Annotated in this window: 13 protein-coding genes; all 13 read right to left on the bottom strand. The window is 59.8% G+C overall.

Features of this window, described 5'->3' with window-relative positions:
* Window positions 1-63: 63 nt before the first annotated feature.
* Window positions 64-1,281, bottom strand: a complete 1,218-nt coding sequence (locus LQ220_RS07515; protein WP_230187687.1) for an MFS transporter — start codon at window positions 1,279-1,281, stop codon at window positions 64-66.
* A 140-nt stretch (window positions 1,282-1,421) separates the two neighbouring features.
* Window positions 1,422-2,198, bottom strand: a complete 777-nt coding sequence (locus tag LQ220_RS07510; protein ID WP_230187686.1) for an SDR family oxidoreductase — start codon at window positions 2,196-2,198, stop codon at window positions 1,422-1,424.
* Window positions 2,199-2,244: 46 nt separating this feature from the next.
* The gene (locus tag LQ220_RS07505) at window positions 2,245-4,503 is read right to left on the bottom strand and encodes a TonB-dependent receptor (RefSeq protein ID WP_230187685.1); all 2,259 of its coding nucleotides are present in this window, start codon (window positions 4,501-4,503) and stop codon (window positions 2,245-2,247) included.
* 452 nt (window positions 4,504-4,955) lie between these two features.
* Complete coding sequence (locus LQ220_RS07500) at window positions 4,956-6,176, bottom strand: PLP-dependent aminotransferase family protein (protein WP_230187684.1); 1,221 nt, start codon at window positions 6,174-6,176, stop codon at window positions 4,956-4,958.
* On the bottom strand, window positions 6,173-8,584 hold the full coding sequence (locus LQ220_RS07495) for a TonB-dependent receptor (protein WP_230187683.1): 2,412 nt from the start codon (window positions 8,582-8,584) through the stop codon (window positions 6,173-6,175). Before LQ220_RS07495 ends, LQ220_RS07500 begins: the two co-directional genes overlap by 4 nt.
* A gap of 54 nt (window positions 8,585-8,638) precedes the next feature.
* Window positions 8,639-9,403, bottom strand: a complete 765-nt coding sequence (locus LQ220_RS07490) for an SDR family oxidoreductase (protein ID WP_230187682.1) — start codon at window positions 9,401-9,403, stop codon at window positions 8,639-8,641.
* Window positions 9,400-9,978 (bottom strand): nuclear transport factor 2 family protein, encoded by a 579-nt coding sequence (locus tag LQ220_RS07485; RefSeq protein ID WP_230187681.1) that lies wholly within the window; start codon window positions 9,976-9,978, stop codon window positions 9,400-9,402. Before LQ220_RS07485 ends, LQ220_RS07490 begins: the two co-directional genes overlap by 4 nt.
* A gap of 25 nt (window positions 9,979-10,003) precedes the next feature.
* Complete coding sequence (locus tag LQ220_RS07480) at window positions 10,004-10,756, bottom strand: SDR family oxidoreductase (protein ID WP_230187680.1); 753 nt, start codon at window positions 10,754-10,756, stop codon at window positions 10,004-10,006.
* A gap of 121 nt (window positions 10,757-10,877) precedes the next feature.
* Window positions 10,878-12,080 (bottom strand): MFS transporter, encoded by a 1,203-nt coding sequence (locus LQ220_RS07475; protein WP_230187679.1) that lies wholly within the window; start codon window positions 12,078-12,080, stop codon window positions 10,878-10,880.
* 4 nt (window positions 12,081-12,084) lie between these two features.
* Window positions 12,085-12,924: an SDR family NAD(P)-dependent oxidoreductase gene (locus LQ220_RS07470; protein ID WP_230187678.1), complete on the bottom strand. Its 840-nt coding sequence runs from the start codon at window positions 12,922-12,924 to the stop codon at window positions 12,085-12,087.
* Window positions 12,925-13,031: 107 nt separating this feature from the next.
* Window positions 13,032-15,374, bottom strand: a complete 2,343-nt coding sequence (locus LQ220_RS07465; protein ID WP_230187677.1) for a TonB-dependent receptor — start codon at window positions 15,372-15,374, stop codon at window positions 13,032-13,034.
* A 71-nt stretch (window positions 15,375-15,445) separates the two neighbouring features.
* Entirely contained in the window at window positions 15,446-16,270 is an 825-nt protein-coding gene (locus LQ220_RS07460) for an SDR family NAD(P)-dependent oxidoreductase (RefSeq protein ID WP_230187676.1), read from the bottom strand.
* Window positions 16,267-17,397 carry an LLM class flavin-dependent oxidoreductase gene (locus tag LQ220_RS07455; protein ID WP_230187675.1) on the bottom strand — a complete coding sequence of 377 codons (1,131 nt, stop codon included), beginning with the start codon at window positions 17,395-17,397 and terminating at the stop codon, window positions 16,267-16,269. Before LQ220_RS07455 ends, LQ220_RS07460 begins: the two co-directional genes overlap by 4 nt.
* Window positions 17,398-17,522: the final 125 nt, after the last annotated feature.

The raw sequence follows: 17,522 nt of genomic DNA, 5'->3' as shown, positions 1-17,522 counted from the left end.
TATATGATAGCAATCTTAAAAAAGAGGTCAATCGCGAATGTCAGGCATCTGCTTTTTAGCCTCTCAAATTGCGCGGGTTTTGCGGAACACCAATGTCCAGAAAGCGATGAAGGCGCCGACTAGGATCAACAGTATGCCCACGGTCACGAAAGTAGCGTGGATGCCGAGATTGAGACGCACCGGCGCCGTGAGCAGCGGGTTGAGAAAATGGCCCAGGAACAGCGCGGACGACGCGAGCCCGATCGCATAGCTACGCTGTCCGGGCGCCACCCGGTCTAGAATACGGTTCATAAAGAAAGGCATGTTGAGGCCCGCGCCGATCCCTTCGATAACTACGCAGAACAGGACGAAATTATAACTGGGGGCAAGGCCGGCGCCGACGAACCCAATGCCCATAAGGCTGGAAGAGATCACCAATGTCCATGCGCCGAGTCGGGCGTAGATGAAGCCGAAGGAAAAGGCCGCAAGGATGGAGATCGCGGCGCTGAGCGCGGGTACGCGTGATACGAGCACCGCGCTGGTGATGCCATTTTCCTTCAGGAGGAAGGGCATCTGAAAAGACGGCATGGTGTGGCCGATCGACATGACGAGCGACAGCAGCAGCAGCGGCCATATCTGCCAGACCGACGCGCGCTCCTGGTCGGGCGCAATACGTTCGCTGACGATCGGCCGGTTGAAGGCGATCAGCGAAATCAGCAGCAATACGCCGGGCAACAGGAACATGATGCCGGGCGCGCGCCAGCCGAATTTCTGCGCCAACGCGCCACCCAGGAGCATCGTCAGAACGGTGCCAATCGACGAGATGGCGTGGCGATAACCAAGCAGCTTTGATCGCAACGTGCCGGAAAATTGCGCAGCCAGGATGCTGGTCATCGCCACATCGGCGATTACCGCACTGAAGCCCAGGACGAACCGGCTGCCGAGAAGCAGATAATAATTATGCACAACCAACTGCATCAGGCCGGCAACGGTGCAGACGCCCAGGCTGAGAAAGGTCATGCCGCGCAGGTTACGGTTGGACACTAGCAGGCCAGCCAGGAGACCGGCGATGGCCATGCCGATCGGTGCCATCGTCACCACGAACTGCGCACTGAGTACGGCGTCCCGGCTCGCACTGAATTCGCGCGCAATCAACTGGAGCGCGGGGACGACGGTGGTAAGGGCCAGCGTGGTCTTGATGCCGCCGGTCAGCATAATGAGGATGATCAGCGAACGGCGCCATGCCGCAAGTTCGACCGCAGGCGACGGCGCGTTTGGAGCAATCTCGGAAATCGTCGCCATCAATCATTTCCTCTCTTACTTATCTTTATTGAGATAGCATGATTGGCGGCGTTTTCCGTTCGCCTTTTGGCATCTCCGCGGTGCTGAGCTTGCATCGTATCTTAGGCAATGGGCGAGCCGGTCCCCGGCATATTCGCATTTCAGTCTAGCGTCGCTCCGCCATCAACTCGCCATATCGCGCCAGTGACATGGCTGGCGGCGGGGCTTGCGAGAAAATGCACCACCCGCGCCACATCGTCGGGTGCGCCGATGATACCCCTTTCGTGGCGCTTCGAAGGTAAGGCCGAATCGGGCGAGGCGGACAGTCGCGCGGCCACCGCCCGAGTCCCTTCGGTGAGAATCGGACCGGCGGCCACGGCGTTGACGCGGATCGCATGCGACGACAGTTCTCGTGCCATCACACGGGTCAGCGCCTCAAGCCCAGCCTTTGACGCGGCATAAGCGGATTTTCCAGCGGTCGAGCGCTCACCCTGCACCGAACCGATATGCACGATCGCGCCGCCCCGCCCGCCGTCGCGCATTGCACGGGCGACGAGCTGGCTGATCCGCAGTGTCCCCTTAAGGTTGACGCCCAGCACGGCGTCCCAATGATCCTCTTCGAGATCCAGCAAAGGCATGCCGGGAAATATGCCCGCGGCATTGACCAATATGCCCGGGGCCGCACCGCCGAGCGCAGCCGTCAGTTTAGTCTCTATGCATAACCAGTCTGTGATATCGGCAGCCAGCGACATTCGCGTGTCGAGTTTAGCGGCCGCAGCCGCCAGCGTGTCGCCATTCTTGTCGATCAGCAGAAGCCGAGCACCAGCAGCCTGCAATTGCTGCGCTACCGCGAAACCGATCCCCGACGCGGCACCGGTCACCACCGCCAGTTGATCGTCCAGCCGCGCCAACGCCAGTAGTGACGAACGATCACTCATGATCGCGGGCGCGGACTGTCGGGTTGCCTGGCATCCTCATGCCCCTCTAGAAGTCCAGACCCAGCGCCACGCCATAATAGCGTGGACGATTATACGTGCCCGCAAGCACGGCGCCGAAGTCCGATGCGAATGTCAGGTAGCGATTGTTCGAAAGATTTTCACCGAACACTTGCGCCGTCATTTTCTTGCCCGCCAGATCGAAAGCCCAGATCAGACGCGCGCTATAGTTGGATTCCTTGCCGAAGAAAGGAACCTGCGCTGTGTTGGGCGCCTGCGACAGGATGGTGTACGTCGAGCTATTGCTCTTACCCGTGAAGTCGCCGCGCAGAGTCAGGCTGCCCACGTCCGCTGTCTCAAGTGTATACTGCGCCCCAGCGTGATAGGTCCATTTGGGGATGTTCGAGAACCTCGCCTGCGAGGCTACATTGGTTGGGACGCCGCCGACGGCCAATATATACTCCTTATAGACCGGATCGACATAGCCGACGTTACCGTCAACGCGGAACCCGCCGAATGCGACCTGGGTCTCGATCTCGAATCCACGATAACGCGCCTTACCGGCGTTGGTCAGAAGGTTGGTGTTCGTGGCGATATTATAGCCGTTGACCTGTAGATCGTCATAGTCAGTCTGATAAGCAGCGGCGTTAAAACGTAAATGCCGGTCGAACAGGTCGGCCTTGAAGCCAGCCTCATAGCTGATCGCCTTTTCCGGATCAAAGGGTGGGACGCCAACGGTCGGCGCATTGTAGCCGCCCGAGCGATAGGCCGATGCGGCGCGCGCATAGAGCAATATGTCCGGCGTCACTTTGTAGCTGATCGACCCCAGCCAGCCCACATTGTGCCACTTGTCCTTGCGCGACTGTGTCGCTCTGGTGGTGGTGATCGTCGTGGACACCGAGCTGGAATTAAGCGCCTTCTTGTCCTCAGTGTAGCGAATGCCGCCGACGATTTCGAGCTTGCCGTCTGCAAAGGATGGCTTCCACCCGGCCTGCACGAAGGCGGCATAGGATTTGGAATCGATCACGTAGGTCGTGCTGCGGTTGAGTCGGATCGCGCTGGTAGCGGAAAGCGGCGAGTTGAGGATCGTGGTAATCGTCTCATCGACAGACTCATCATAATAATAGAGGCCGACGAGATAATTGAAGTCGCCGACATCGCCCAGTAGCTGCAGTTCCTGTGTGAACTGGCGCTGCTGGCCCGGATTGGTCGGGGTGACATGAACCGACACGAACTCGACCGGCTGTCCCGCCACCGCAGGATTGGCAACCGTACCGCGCGTCGCGCCACCCCCCAGATTGCCGCGCAAATTCTGGTCGATCGTGTTGTAGGCGGTGATTGACTTGATACTGAACGCGTCGCTGACATGGTGGTCCAGCGTCAGCACGCCCCCCTTGGTTTCCACTACGGATTTGCCGCTGGTGCGCGGATCGCGATAGCTATAGTCGCGCGGCCCTACCCCAATCGGGAAAGCGATGCCGCTAGCCGTAGCTGCATTGGCGAAATAGGCGCGGCCAACAGGGGTGGCGGACAAGGCTTCCCAGCCGGTATAGGATATGATCTTGTTGTAGCGGCCCCGCAGATCGACCGTGAGGTTGCCCAGCTCACCACGAATGGCAGCGCCAAAGCCATAGCTGTCGAGCGCGCCACCCCATTGCGAGGGCGAATGATTGGGTGTTTTAACCCAGCCGTCGCGCGAGTGGCTCTGCGCGGTCAGTTTCACGCTGAAGGGCGTGTTACCGATCTTGCCAAGCTGCAGTATCGCTGAACCGATCACTTCCTCGCGCGATCCGTACGAAAAGCTGACCTTGCCGCCAAATTCCTCGGTGGGATTGCCCGTAGACAGCAGGATCGCGCCGCCGGTAGTGTTCCGGCCAAACAGAGTACCCTGCGGGCCGCGCAGTACCTCGATGCTGGAGACGTCGGGCAGATCGAACGTGTTGCCGCTGGGGCGCGGCGTATAAACACCATCGACATAGACGCCGACCGCGGGCTCGACGTAGAGCGCAGTCGACAGCGTGCCGATACCGCGAATGAAGATTGCCGGCGCGTTGCCACTGCCGCTCGCCTGAGTGATGCGCAGGCTTGGCACAAGTTGCGTGATGCCCTCGATCCGCACGATGTTTAGGTCGGTGAGTTGCTGCTGCGAAATCGCGCTTATCGAGACGGGAGTGGATTGGGCACTTTCCTCGCGCCGACGCGCCATGACGACAATATCCTGGATCAATCCCCGCGTGTCGGCTTGATCCTGCGAGATAGTCGCTTCGTCGCCTGCCTGTAATGGTGCGGCGTAAGATACTGCGGGCAAACAAGCCGCTATAAAGATGATACCGACGGCTGTGGAGCATCGTATGGTCCGCGATACCCGATCGCCCACTTCGATCCTTTGATCTCGGAACATATGCTACCACTCCATTAGTATCATTTTTTCTCCTTTTAGGACACGGTCGGAGCAGGACAAATGTGAAACGAACACGACAGCAATGCAAAGCGGGCATCTTCGGTCCAAAGTCCGCAGTAACCGTGACGAACCGGTTTATCTCATCGGGGGGGCAGATCAGGCAAAGACAAACGCCGACTGATCTCTTGCAATCTCTATGTTACCGACATCACCACGCTACATTAGATCAATACGCTGTGGGACGCCTGGAAGCTCCGGTACGCACGACGATCGAAACGCGTCTTACATCACCGCGCTATGCCCTGAAAATCGGAGCGGCTGCCGCAGTGCCATAGCGTTGGCACCGACCCACTCCGCCTTCAGCCGCGCATTTCTTCGACGAGTTCGGCAATGCGCCTGATCCCTTCCGCCGCATCCTGCACGCTGGCAAGCGAGAAGCTCAGGCGGATCGTGTTCTTTCGGGGATCGCTGGGGTAAAAGGCTGCTCCCGAAATTGTCGAAACTCCACGCTCCACCAGCGCCCTTTCGGCGAAACGGCTGCCATCCATCCCCTCGGGCAGTAGCACCCAGACATAGAGTCCGCCTTCGGGCCGCGTCCAACTCACGTCGGCAGGCATATGTCGCGCCAATGCGTCTAGCATCGACCCGCAACGCTCGGCATAGACTGCAGACATACGAACAGCCTCGCTATCTAGGTGATCGCGCACCACGTCGAGTAGCACCATCTGGTTGAGCGCGCTGGTTGCAAGATCGCTTGCCTGCTTAAGCAGGGTCAGCTTGCGTACCGCAGCCGCCGGCCCCGCGACCCATCCAACGCGAAGCGATGGCGCTATCGTCTTGGAAAAAGTTCCAGTGTACAGCACCCCGGCATTTTCGATGCTGCCGGTGCGGGCCACGCCGAGCGCGAGCAGCGATGGAATCGTCTCGCCGACGAAGCGCAGTTTTTCATAGCAACTGTCTTCGACGATCGGCGTACCCGCCGCAGCGGCCAGCGTCAGCAGGCCTTCACGCTCCGCACGAGTCAGAGTTGTGCCGGTGGGGTTGCGGAAGTCGGGGCCCGCATAGGCCAGCTTTGCGCCCGCAAGCGTCGCCCCTGTCGCAGTTGTATCCTCCGGAATCGCGATATACTGCGGCTGATAAGCATCGAACGCACGTAACGCCCCAATGAAGCTCGGCATCTCCACCGCCGCGACATCGCCGGGATCGAGCAGCATCTTGCCGATCAGATCGAGCGCCTGCTGTGAACCGTTGGTGATGACAATGTTCTCGATGCCGCACGGCACACCCAGCGATGCCATATACCCCGTCAGCCATTCGCGCAGCGGTAGGTGCCCTTCGCTCGGGGCATATTGCAGCGCCAAGCGGGCACGCGCGGGATCACCGAGAATGGCGGCGCTTGCTTCGGCCAGCAGATCGTAGGCAAAGATCGCGGGATCGGGCAGCCCGCCACCGAGATGGATCAGTGAGTGCTGGTTGATGAGGCGCATCCGTTCCCGGATTTCTGATGGCGCCACCCGCTTCATGCGGGTGGCGTAGAGACTATCCCAGTCGGGGCCTACGGCGGCCTTATCGAGTGTCATCCATTATCTCCGAAGCGGAAGCGCAGTTGTAGCCCGATCATGCGCGGCTCGTTGTAGATGCGCTGGTTGATGCCAAGGCCCGAATTGATCAGCGAAGCGCCGCCGATCTTGTAGGTCACATCGAACAGGTTGGTGACGAACAGGCTGGCATCGATGGGACTACCCAGCATCCGCTTCCATGCCAGATTGACATCCACCGTTCCCGTTTCCTTCTGGACGCTTTCGCCGTCGGGCACTGCGACACCGTTGACGTTGATGAACGGAACAAGGCCAAGGGTGATCGAAGACTTGTAGGCCCAGTTCGCGGACAGGCTGATGTCTCCGCGCTTGTCGCCGACAGGCAGTGTATAGGTGCCGCCGATGTTCAGCTTGTGCCGTGGTGTGAAAGGAAAGATGCGGCCTGTGAACAGCCCCGGCGCGTTGGTCACCGGGTCGCGCCGGTTGTAGTCCAGAAAGGCGCCATAGGTTGCTTCGGTATAGGCATAGGCGGCACTCAGGCTGAGATGCCCGTCGGGGCGCAGAACCGCTTCGGCTTCGATCCCCTTGATGCGCGCTGATGCGGCATTCACAAGCGCGCTCACCGTCGAGGTTCCTACGCTGAAGGTCTGGTTGAGCTGTGCTCCGGTGAGCTTGTCGGAATAGGCGGCGATATTGGTCCGCAGCCGCCAGTTACCGCCTAGATTCCAGTCCGCCTTCAGGCCGATCTCGACATCATTCAGGAATTCGGGCTGGTAAGTGAACAGGCTTTGGGCGTTGGGGATCGGTGGATTGGCCAGCAACACCGGCGCGGCGAGCGGGTTCAGCCCACCTGCACGATAGCCACGACGGGCCGCTATATAGGTCAAAATGGAGTCGGTGATTTTCCAGTCGAAGCCAAGAGTATAGCTGTCAGTATTGAAACTCGTGTTGAATTTCGCCGAACATTGCGGCGCATTGCCGGGGTCGGCAACAACCGTGCCCGTCGCGCCGGTGGTGCATCGCCCGCTCGCTACCTGGATCAATGTCAGGCCACGCTCATCGTGCGTCCGTCGATAGCCTGCCGTTGCCGTCAGACCCTTGACCAGCGCCGACAAATCATAGCTCAGCTGGCCATACACAGCCCGGCTGCGGTCCCGGACCCACTGATTGACATCAGTAGTACTGCCGAACACCGAAGTCTGGTGTATGTAATTGGCGGCCGGCGTCGTGGTGTTGGAGCCGAAGACCCCGACCGTATATGTCAGCACGTCGAAGGCCGTGCCTTGAACCTGGAACTCCTCGGACCATTGCTCGACATTGAGGGACCATGGCTCGGCCGGATTGGCCGGATGGCACGAGGCCGGGGTAGCGCAGATATCGAAATCGAGCAGCGTCAACGGCGTGCCATCATAATCGAACCGGTTGAGCTGCTTGATCCGACGCAAGCCGACGATGTTCTTGATCGTGAGCCCGTCGACCGGGTGCACCGTGGTGATGTTCGAGAAGCCCCAGGATCGGATCGCATCGCGACCCGGCACGCTGGAGATGGCAACATACGGCCCCAGCACGTTTTGCCTGGCCAGTTGCGCCTGAACGGCGCCGGCAAACAATCTGGGTATCGTGGCGTTGGGATCGACCGCCGTCAGGTGGTTAGAACTGCCGTTGGTCGTCGAACGGAGATAATCCGCGACAAGAATATTTTCGAAAGCATCCGAAGGCTGCCACAGGATCGATGCCCGCGCTGACCAATAGTTGCGATTATCCTGATCCTGGCCGGTGGTCTTGTTCAAGGTGAAGCCATCGCGCTCCTCCCATTTGCCGGCCACGCGGACCATCAGTGTTGGCGCGACGGGGAGATTTATCGCCCCTTCCAATCCGCGCTTGTTATAGTTTCCGATATCGCTCGCAAGGTAGCCGCCAAACGCATTGCCGGGTCGGCGCGGCTCGAACAGGATCGCGCCGCCGGTCGAATTGCGGCCAAACAGGGTGCCTTGGGGGCCTTTCAGAACCTGCACATTCTGCAGGTCATAATAACGGCCCGGACCGCCGCCATCGCCGATCGGAAGTGGTACCTGCGCCATATAAGCTGGCACGGTAACCTGCTGGCCGGAGATCGAAGCGCCCGAGCCGGATTGGGCGCGGATGACGTAGTTTTCCTCGTCGCGGCTGCTTTGCGCAGACGTCAGCGCCGGAACGATCTTGGAAAGGTCAGTCGCGTTTTCGATCCGTCGTTCGGTAAGCGTCGCGCCGTCGAACGCCTGCACCGCAATCGGCACGGCCTGAAGCGATTCTTCGCGCCTGCGGGCGGTGACGACAATTTCGTCCAACCCCGTTCGCGCTGAAGCCCCACCTTTCGGCGTCGTATTGGCGTCTTGCGCCCGTGTCGAAACCGATGTCATCAGGGCGAGCAACCCCGCGCCGCAAAGCAGCGGCAAACGTACCTTGGTCATGCTATCCTCCCTCAAAAGAGACCAGCGGATCTGCGCCCGACTTGGCCCGGTTGATTATCCGTTCATGCGTGGTGTCGTAATTCCTCCATCGATCGGTATGGCGGCGCCGGTGATGTAGGACGCGTCATCGGAGAGCAAAAAGGTGATCCCCTTGCCGAATTCCTCAAGCTGGCCGACCCGGTCGATATGCGACAGGCTGTCGAGATAGGCCTGACGATCGGGGGTCCGGGTCCAATGTGGGGGATTTCCCAGCACCACCGCATTGACGTTCACGCCCTTGCGCGCGACTTCCTTGCTGACCGAGCTGACGAGCGCGTGCAGCGCCAGCTTGCCCGATGCGTAGGCACTGCCCGATTCCTGGCCCATGACTGCCGACATCGAGCTGACGCAAACAACCTTGCCATAGCCTCGCGCAATCATCTGCGGCAGCAGCGCGCGCAGCACCATCGCCTGGCTGAAGAAATTGACCTCGAAGATCGCCCTGAAATGCGCGAGGTCGCTTTCAGCGAATTCATTCCACGGCGTCATCGGCGGTCCGCCGCCTACATTGTTCAACAGCAGATCGACCTTGCCATGTTCGGCGATCGCCGCTTCGGCCATCGCCGCGACAATCGACGCATCGGTGACGCTCCCCGCATACGTGCTGACAGTGGCGCCCAGCGCACGCAACTGTTCGGCCGAGGCCTGAAGCTTGGCATCATCGACGTCGTTCAGAACGAGCGTGGCGCCGCCCTTCGCAAGCTCGGTCGCGGTCGCAGCGCCGACCCCCTGGCCAGCGCCGGTGACAAGTGCGACCCGCCCGGCGAACCGGGCTGTCATGCCGCCTTCTTCTTGGGCGCGCCGAACATCGGGTTGGCGGCGTTGTTGGTCCAGATCAGATGCTGGACGAACTTCCAGTCGCCCTTCGCCTTGCTAAAGCTGAACAGATAGGTGCCTTCGTGGAGGCCCGAGACCCAGACGTCATCCTCCTGCCCCATCAGCGCCATCTGGTAATGGCATAGCGCCCAGGCCGACTGCCCGTCGTCGGACACGCGATTGATCAGCGTGCCGATCAGGTGGCGGATTTCCAGACCCTTGATCTTGGTCAGGTCCCGCTTTTCCATTTCGACGCCCTCGGCGCGGGGAAGCGCGGGATTCATGTGGAGCGCGATCAGCGCGTCGCGACCGCGCACGGTCTCGTCGAGCGTGCCCGACATGATGCGCTCGATGTCGTCGTCATAAATCTCGCCCAATATATCCCAGCGCCGGCTATCGCAGGCGAAGGCATATTCATGGACCAGCTCGACGATGCGCTGCTTGTCCGAAAGGAACTGCAGCTTGTCATCGATCGACATGCGCACGGCCTCGTGCATCGGCACCAGTTCGCGCCACTTGGCATAAGCATCCCAGATCATCCGAATATCTCCCAGAAATTAAAGGTCAGACGCCGCCCTTGCGGCCACCGGCGACGTTCAGCACTTCGCCGTTGATAAATTCGCCGTCGGCGCTGCACAGAAACGCGATCGTGGCGGCGATGTCGTGCGGCATGCCAATCCGACCGGCGAGCGTCATGTTCGCCATATAGGCGATCTCTTCAGGACGCCGGTTGCGCTTCATCAACGGGGTGAGGATCGGCCCCGGCGTCACGCAATTGGCGCGGATGTGCTGATCGGCATGATCGATCGCGAGCGATTTGGTGAGCGCGATGACACCGCCCTTGGCGGCGACATAGGCCGGGTTCTTCATCATACCCGTCAGCGCTGCGCCTGAGGACACGTTAATGATTGCTCCGCCGTCCGCTTCGCCGATCGCCGGGATTGCCGCCTTGCACATCAGGAAGGTCGAGGTGAGATTGAAGTCAACCCAGCGCGCCCAATCCTCAACGCTCATGTCGACGACAGTTTGCCCCGGTTTGCTACCGCCAACGACGTTGATCAGCGTCGTCAATCCGCCGAACGCTTCCTTTGCGGTGGCGACCGCCCGGCGGGCGTCGTCCCACGAAGTAGCGTCGGCCTTCAGCGCGCGAATGTCGGCGCTGCCCCCGGCGAGTTCGACGGTTTCGGCGAGACCGGCTTCATCGATATCGGTCGCGATAACCTTGGCGCCCCGTTCGATGAAAAGGCGCGCAGTTGCCTGGCCGATGCCGCCGCCAGCGGCCGTCACGATGGCGATCTGCCCGTCCAGCCGACTCACCGGTGTACCTCGGCCATCATGTCACGACTAAAATACGCAAGTCTGCCGCCGCTATCTGGCATACCTCTGCCCCCCCTAACGTGTTTGTTATCTATTATTGATATAATAGCTATGTTAGATATTAATGACGGTCAAGGCTGGCCGCGATGCTTGTTCGTGTGAATCCGAATGCAGCCAGCGCAGCGATTAGCAACGCTGCGCCGATCGCGACGAACGCGCCATGGATTCCAAGCGCCAGCCGCAAGGGCGTGACGATCAATGGGTTAAGGAAATCGGCGGCATAGAGGATCGTAAACATGAAACTGATCGCCCGCGCACGCAGATCGAGCGGTGCGCGGCCGAGTATCAGGGTCTCGATATGCGGCGCGATCATTCCCCCGCCGCCGCCGCTGATCACGGCACCAGCGGCAGTAACCAGCACCGATGCAGAAATGCCGATGATGAACAACCCGGCACCCAGCATCCCGATCACCAGGCAGGGCATCAGCCGCGTGCCCAGCCGGGCGAGGATTGGCCCATACGCGGCCCCCATCACACCCCCAGCAAGGACGCCACCCGCGATCACCAGCGATCGCTGGATCGGGCTGTCGATATGGTCTTCTGCCAGCAGAAAGGACAGCTGGATCGAGGTCATGAAATAGCCGGCGAACAGGCCAAGCGCCAAAAGGTACACCGGCCAAAGCTCGAACAGGTCGCGCACGGACCCGACCGCTTCATGTCGGCGCAGCGGAACCTGCGAACCCTTCAGCCCGAAAAGCGCAAAGACCAGGACGACAAAGGCAAGCAAGTAGATCCCGAACGGCGCTCGCCATCCCACCCTTTCGGCAAGCACGCCAGACAGCAGCAGGAAAACAAGCGCCGAAACGCCCGCCGTGCCCGCCTGGAATCCGAGAAAGCGGGCGCGAGACAGCCCGCTAAACCAGCTGCCCACGATGACGCCGATCGCAGTGGAAACATGCGCCACAGCCAAGCCGAGGATCATGCGAGCCACCAGCAAGACCGGCAAACTGTCCAGATAAAGACCGGAAGAGCCCGCTAGTCCAAAAACGACGAGCCCCGTCAACAGCACCGGCTTGGTGCCGAAACGATCAACCATTATCCCTGCCACAAGGCCCCCTGCGATCACCCCCAGCGCAGGCACGGTCATGATCATCTGCGCTGCGAACGCACCACCATTGGCGCCACCGAACTGCGCCGCGAGCAGCGGAAGAATCGGCCCGAGCGCAGCGAACATCATCGCCATGAGCGGCGATCCGGCCAGCAACACGGCAAGCGCCGTCAACGGTGGACGGAACTGGGCTGCGGCCGTTGGCGAGTTCGCCATCCGATCAGACGTTCGGATTGCGCCGCGCCACGGCATCCTCGCCGCGCGCCTTGATCCAGTCGGCAGCGTCCGAATGTGTCATGGCGTAGAACTGATTGGTCTTGATCGCATCGATGCAGATTTGCGCGGCGTCTTGCGGCGGCAGGCCGTCGTCACGCATTTTCTTCAGCATTTCGCGGAAACCCGGCGGTGCGGGATCGACCTCAAGCAGATCGGGGAGGCTCGCGGGTCGGCGCTTCTCCGAATCACCAAGCGTCGCGGGTACAGCACCGGGGCACAGTGCGGTGACATGAATATGGGATTTTGCCGCCGCCAGTTCGCGATAGAGGCTCTCGGCATAGGAAATGACCGCCGCCTTGCTTGCGCAATACGGGCCATTCCCGCCGACGCCCATGAACGAGCACACACCCGATGCCGTTATCACCACCTGCGCGTCGTTCGCCGCGACAAGCTTTGGCATGAAAGCCTGTACGGTATGGATCACGCCGAACAGATTGACGCCTAGCACCCAATTCCAGTCATTCATCGACATCATCGCCATCGGCCGGCCGACCAGCGTGACCCCCGCATTGGCAACAACCAATTGCGTGCCGCCGAATTCCTCCTGAACCTTGGTAGCCAGCGCCTGCATCGCATCCCATGACGCGACATCGGCGGCTTCGGCCATCACTTCGGTGCCATTAGCCCTCAACTCTTTGGCGATCGCATCGAGCGCGGGTCGCTCGACCTCGACATCGACCAGCACCAGCTTGCAACCCTCACCGGCCAGTCCGCGCGCGAGCGCTGCACCGATGCCGTTGGCGCCGCCCGTGATTACGGCGACGCGCCCCTCCAACCTTTCCATTGTCCCCCCAGACTTTTGTTTGTTTTTCAAATTAGAAGTTTTGACGTTCGGAACTATGCTACAGATCCTGCAACCGCCGCTCAGACCAAGGCTCAGCGGCTTGACGGTCAGAATTGGCCGATCAGGCGCACACCAAAATTGCGCGGCCGATTGAAGACGGCGGTCCCAAGCGACGTAAAGTCAGTCGCGAAAGTAATAAATCGCTGGTCCGTCAGGTTGTCGACAAAGGCTTGCGCCGTCAGGTTAAGCTTGCTGCTAACTGGAATTTTCGTCCAGATCACACGTGCGCTAAGGTTGATATCCCGACCGGATCTGATGTTCTTCACGACAGGCGAAAACTGGTCGACGCTTGCCAGGTCGGTACTGCTCTTTTGAGCGTAATCAACGCGGAAGGTGAGTGCGCCATAGTCCGTTTCGGAGGTTTTGACCTGCCCACCTATGTGGAACGTCCATTCCGGAACGTAGGAAAAATGCGCCGTGCTCTTAATATCGGTCAGTACTCCGTTCACGACGAAGAAGTACGACTTATATTCCGGATCGATATAGGAAACATTGCCATCGACCTGAAAATGCTGGCCAAGAACCGCTGTTCCTTCAACTTCAAATCCCTTGTACGCAGCCTTGGCGGCGTTGGCGATGAAGTTGGTTGAGGTCGTTCCGTTGCTGATGAACTGGTTAACCTGAAGATTGTCATAGTCTGTCTTGTAGAGCGTAGCGTTCAAGCGAACGCGACGATCAAACATATCCGTTTTCAGACCGGCTTCGTAGCTTACGGCTTTTTCGGGGCTATAAGGCTGGGCCGCGAGCGCGATGTTATTGAACCCGCCGGCCCGATAGCTCGACGCGACGCGCCCGTACAACATGACTTCGGGCGTAAACTTGAAGCTCGCCGAAAAGCTGTAGCCAAGATTGTACCAACTGTCCTTGCCGCTTTGCGTGGTGTTGGACGTCGTCGTGGTGGTCTGGATCGTATTAGAAGTCTCGCTTTTATCGTCCTTCGTATAGCGCAAGCCGGCAGTCAGTTCGAGGCGGTCGTCCAGGAATGCTGGCTTGAACCCGAGTTGACCAAATCCAGCCCATGATTTGGTGTTCTGCGAATAGGTCACGCTCCTGTTGACGCGAATGAAATTGCTGCCGACCGCCGACGCGAGAATCGTCGTCACATTTTCTTTCACGTCTTCATTGTAATAAAATAGACCCGCCAGATAGTTGAGCTGACCCAGATCACCGGTGAGTTGCAATTCCTGGCTGAACTGCGTCTGATGGCCGGGATTGTAGGGCGATGCGTGTACGCTGATGGGTTCTTTCGGGTTGCCCGGCATAGCGGGGTTGAGCACCGTGCCGATAACATAACTGCCGCCCAGATGGCCGACGAGCATTTGGTCCAGCTTGTTGTAGCTGGTGATCGATTTCAGGTTCAGCGCGTCGCTGATCAGCAAATCGAGCGTCAGCACATCGCCCCAGCCGCTGATCGTGGCATTGCCGGTCAGGCGCGGATCGCGATAGCTGAGATCGAGCGGCTTTGTGTTGACCAGGAACGGCGGCCCCGACGGATTGGCCGCAGCCGCATTCCGGTAAGCCGTCAGCGCGGCGGGCGTACCACCAATGACCTGCCAGCTCGTGAAGCTGTCGATTTCCGAATAGCGGAAGCGGTTGTCGATTGTGAGCTTGCCGATATCGCCACGCAGCGCGAAGCTGAGATTGGACGCCTTTTCGTTGCCGCCCCAGTCCGAACGGTTGAAGCCGGGCGAGTTGACCCATCCATTGCGCTTATGAAGCTGCCCGGCGAATTTGGCCTTGAAGCCGGTGTTGCCGATCTCTCCGGTCTGCAGAACCGCATTAACCAGCATCTCGCTATTCGAGCCATAGCCCAGCTCAACGCGGCCGCCTGCTTCCTCGGATGGCGCTTGGGTGGTGATCAGCACGGCGCCGCCGGTCGTGTTGCGACCGAACAACGTGCCCTGCGGGCCGCGTAGCACTTCAAGCCGCTCGACGTCGGGCAAGTCGAATGCGTTTCCGGTCGGACGTGGCATGTAGACGCCATCTACATAAAGGCCGACCGCTGGTTCGGCGTACATGGCAGTGGTTATGGTGCCGATGCCGCGGATGAAGATCACCGGCGCGTTGGCGCTGCCCGATGCCGTGGTGATCTTTATGCTCGGCGCGAGTTGCGCGATGTCGCTCAGGCGAACGCTGGCCAGATCCTTCAACTGCTGCCCACCGATCGCCGTCACTGAGACAGGGGCCCCCTGCCCGCTCTCCTCGCGACGACGCGCCGTGACTATGATGTCCTCGATGCTTGCGCGCGCCACTGGCGCGTCAGACTGATCCTCGGCCGCAGCCGCGGAAACAGGCGCCATCATCGCTACGCCAATAGCAAAGAGCGACGCCTCTGCCCCTAACGGCAACAGACCGCGTTTGTATTCGCTGCTCTTGGAAACTGCTTTCATGGTTATCCCCTCTCTCCATTTTTTGGTCGATTTTTCGACTGTTACGTCAAGATTTAGCGCTGCCCCCTCCGTCAGCCTGGCACCTCCACCAGCGTGCGAAATGCCGTCGCGGAAACTTGGGCGCCTCGTTTCAATTCGCAGAGCGCGACATCGAACCGCGCGCTTGCCTGCGATATGAACGAAGGATGCGTCAGGATCAGGAAATCGCCCTGATCGATCCCTCGAAAAGCGATGTCGGCTACCTCATCGGGCGTCATGGTTTCGGCGGATGCAGCGCGATCCGGATCGGCTTGATCAAAAATTGCGGTCGAAACAGCACCGGGCATCAGCAGCGACACTCCGATCGTCGAACCCGCCGCAGAAAGATCGTTACGTATTGCTTCGGCAATTGGCCAAAGCGCGTGTTTGGCGGCGCAATAGCCGCCGAGATCAGCATAGTTCGCCATGGAACCGGTTGAGCCGGTGATAACGATATGTGCATCCGGACCATGATCCCGCATGCGAGGCACAAAAGCTTGGACCGTCGCGATCGCACCAAAGACGTTGACGTCGAACAGCCGTTTCAGCTCGGAAATCGGCATCTTGAGCAGGCTGCCGAGCTGCAAGATTCCTGCATTGGCAAACAGCAGAGTAACCGGCGGCAAGGCCTGTTCCGTCCGTTCCGCAAAGGCATGCAAAGCTGCGGCGTCCGTGACGCTCACCCTTTCGCTCACGCACTCGGCCCCAAGCGCCCGAACCCCAGCCTCCGTGGCACGCAGGCCGTTGTCGTCGAGATCAGCCATCGCCACGGCCATGCCACGCTTCGCAGCAGCGAGCGCCAATGCCCGACCGATACCGGAAGCGGCTCCGGTAACGACAGCCGTGCGGCCAGCAAGCAAGAGCCGCGTCTGATTCATCTGAAGTGCGGAATGACGTAGGTTCCAATTTTCCGCAGCGTTTCAAGCTGCGCCCATTGCGGTACCGTGCCCATGTTGGTCATGAACAATATTTCGTCGGCACCCGCTGCAATCAGTTGTTCGACATAGTTGATACAGTCGTCGACCGTCCCGTACGCATTATCGGCACTCAGGATGCCGTTGCTGGGGCGACGCCCGCCTTCGTCGGGCTTCAGCTCCATCGTCAGCGTTTCGGACGCAAGCTGTGTCGTAATGATCCGGTTGGTCCCCTCTTCGACCAGTTCGCTCCCCCAGCTATCGGGGTCGGGGCGAGGACCGCCACCATACCAATAATTCAGCGACTCATAGAAATAGCGCTGACCACGAATGCCGATCCGGCGCGCTTCGTCGCGATCGTTTAGAACGATAGTCGGACAAAGCGCCGCAAGATGTTGAATGGGGCGATAGCCCACCTGATCGCAGAGCGCACGATTGTCCCAAGCCGTACGATAGATGTCGTTCTTGGCAGCCACTTCCGAAGGACCACCGAAACCGAGCACCAACGCCCCCAGACCGCGCTCCCCGGCGCGCGCCAGCGTTTCCAAGTTGGTACACGCCATGTACATCGGCGGATGTGGCTCCTGGTACGGCTTAGGATGGATCGGTCGGGGCGGAATCTGGAAATACGTCCCGTTGTGCTCGACCTCATCCTGCACGAACATTTTCGGGATGAGATACATGGACTCATCGATCATCGGCTGAAGGGTCTTCAGGTCATGGCCATAGGCCCCTGCTTCCTGCTGGCTGCCGCCCTTGCCGATGCCGAAATGCACGCGCCCTTTAGATAGGATGTCGAGCGTCGCGATACGCTCGGCAACTTTGATGGGATGGTTCATCGCTGGCATCAGGCAAACGACGCCATGACCGATGCCAATACGCGAGGTCTTTCCAGCAATATAGGCCAGGAACGTCTCCGGCGCGCTCATGTGGGCGTAGTGCGTGAGCGACGTGTGCTCAACGCTCCAGACAACGTCGAAACCCAAATTTTCCGCCAGGATCGCCTGCTCGACAAGCTCATCGAATACCTGCCGCTCGCCGCGCCTTGAGGCATCGACAGTCTGCGCCTCGAATATCAGTGAAAAACGCATCAATACCTCTGGTTCACAGTGTCCCCTGTAAACTCGCCCTCAACGAGGCTGGCATCAAATGCCGATTAGGTACCATAATGTTGTCATGCCAGCATCGCTTGAACCCAATCGTCAGATCGAAAGCG

Origin of the sequence: Sphingobium sp. CECT 9361, assembly GCF_918741285.1 — a bacterium.
Classification (GTDB): Bacteria; Pseudomonadota; Alphaproteobacteria; order Sphingomonadales; family Sphingomonadaceae; genus Sphingobium.
Note: the sequence above shows the minus strand (reverse complement) of the source record. Positions and strands in the feature narration are given on the sequence as shown.

Excerpts from the sequence above, each read along its gene's own strand:
- LQ220_RS07515 (WP_230187687.1), bottom strand. The coding sequence starts at position 1,281 with ATGGCGACGATTTCCGAGATTGCTCCAAACGCGCCGTCGCCTGCGGTC.
- LQ220_RS07470 (WP_230187678.1), bottom strand. The coding sequence starts at position 12,924 with ATGGAAAGGTTGGAGGGGCGCGTCGCCGTAATCACGGGCGGCGCCAAC.
- LQ220_RS07490 (WP_230187682.1), bottom strand. The coding sequence starts at position 9,403 with ATGACAGCCCGGTTCGCCGGGCGGGTCGCACTTGTCACCGGCGCTGGC.
- LQ220_RS07460 (WP_230187676.1), bottom strand. The coding sequence starts at position 16,270 with ATGAATCAGACGCGGCTCTTGCTTGCTGGCCGCACGGCTGTCGTTACC.
- LQ220_RS07485 (WP_230187681.1), bottom strand. The coding sequence starts at position 9,978 with ATGATCTGGGATGCTTATGCCAAGTGGCGCGAACTGGTGCCGATGCAC.
- LQ220_RS07500 (WP_230187684.1), bottom strand. The coding sequence starts at position 6,176 with ATGACACTCGATAAGGCCGCCGTAGGCCCCGACTGGGATAGTCTCTAC.
- LQ220_RS07495 (WP_230187683.1), bottom strand. The coding sequence starts at position 8,584 with ATGACCAAGGTACGTTTGCCGCTGCTTTGCGGCGCGGGGTTGCTCGCC.
- LQ220_RS07455 (WP_230187675.1), bottom strand. The coding sequence starts at position 17,397 with ATGCGTTTTTCACTGATATTCGAGGCGCAGACTGTCGATGCCTCAAGG.
- LQ220_RS07465 (WP_230187677.1), bottom strand. The coding sequence starts at position 15,374 with ATGAAAGCAGTTTCCAAGAGCAGCGAATACAAACGCGGTCTGTTGCCG.
- LQ220_RS07475 (WP_230187679.1), bottom strand. The coding sequence starts at position 12,080 with ATGGCGAACTCGCCAACGGCCGCAGCCCAGTTCCGTCCACCGTTGACG.
- LQ220_RS07510 (WP_230187686.1), bottom strand. The coding sequence starts at position 2,198 with ATGAGTGATCGTTCGTCACTACTGGCGTTGGCGCGGCTGGACGATCAA.